Annotated in this window: 2 protein-coding genes; both read right to left on the bottom strand. The window is 71.5% G+C overall.

The genetic code is table 11. From position 1 onward, the window contains the following. On the bottom strand, positions 1-446 hold a 446-nt coding region (locus JMF90_RS37750; RefSeq protein WP_201326411.1), incomplete at its 3' end, for an MFS transporter. 21 nt (positions 447-467) lie between these two features. After that, on the bottom strand, positions 468-1,016 hold the full coding sequence (locus tag JMF90_RS37745) for a hypothetical protein (protein ID WP_011549890.1): 549 nt from the start codon (positions 1,014-1,016) through the stop codon (positions 468-470). Positions 1,017-1,221: the final 205 nt, after the last annotated feature.

Genomic DNA, 1,221 nt, shown 5'->3' with positions numbered 1-1,221 from the left:
CACCCCGCGAGCGCCGCGCCGGCGACGTTGCCGGCATGGTTCGCCATCTGGTTGCGCCCGAACTGCCGGTCGAACCCCTGCCGCCGCACGATGCCGAGCGTCACGCCCGCGACGGCCGGCGCGAGCGCCGCGCCGCTGACCGCCGCCAGGATTTGCGACGCCGCCACCGCCGGATAGCCGTGGACGAACATCAGCGCGAGCGAGGCCAGTGCCGTCGCGGCGGCCGCGACGACGATCAGCGCCCGCTTCGCGCGCACCGCGTCGACGAGCGCGCCGGCCAGCGGCGTCGCGGCCATCGCGGCGAGCCCGGCCAGCGTCATGACCGAACCGATCGCATCGGCGCCCCAGCCGCGCGACAGCAGGATGACGCCGATGAACGGGCCGATGCCGGCCTGCACGTCGGCCAGGAAGAAGTTGAGCGCTTCGAGCGCGCGTGCCGGCCTCATGGTCGCCTCACCGTCGCACGATCATTCGGCATCCGCATCGACGAGCTCGGCGATCTCGCTCACGTCGAGCGTCGTGCCGTGCGGCGTGACGACGCCATGCCCCCACGCCTGCACATGAACACCGGGACGCAGATAATCGTGCAGCGCTTCAGCTGCATGCGGCGGCACCCGCAGCGCGACGCCGCTCGTCAGCAACGCGCCGTTCAATTCGCCTTTCGGCCCATGCAGCCCGAACGCGACTTCGCCGTTCGATTCCATCGGCTGTCGAGCGGCGTGCGTCGGCTTCGGCGGCGCAGCGTGCGCGGGCCCATCGTCGTTGATGTCGACGCCGTCGCGCCCGGTCAGTTGCACGGCCGCGACCATCGCGGCACGACGCGGCTTGACGCCCCGCACGCGGATGCGGTCGCCGACCGCGACACGGCGCACCAGTTCGCGGCCCAGGTGCGGCGGCACGTGAACCTGCAGGTCGCCGTTCAGGATCAGGCCGTCGATTTCTCCGTGCGGATTGAGCAGGAACTGCGTGACGCGGCCGCGCGTTTCGGGCAGGCAGGCGGGATCGATCCAGTGCATGGCAGGACTCCTTTCGATGGATTGAGGAACGACGTCGCGCGATCAGTGCGCGACATCGTCATAGAGATTCACGACATGGCCCGGCGCGCCGAACGCCGTCGCCTGCAGCGCTTCACCGTAGGCGTTGCGCGTGCCGTAGCCGACCGCGGCCACGCGCTCGCCGGGCGCGAGCAGCGCGCCGAATTGCTGGGCGGCCGGCACGGTC

It is taken from the genome of Burkholderia sp. E168m23 (assembly GCF_016586125.1).
GTDB lineage: Bacteria > Pseudomonadota > Gammaproteobacteria > Burkholderiales > Burkholderiaceae > Burkholderia > Burkholderia orbicola.
Note: the sequence above shows the minus strand (reverse complement) of the source record. Positions and strands in the feature narration are given on the sequence as shown.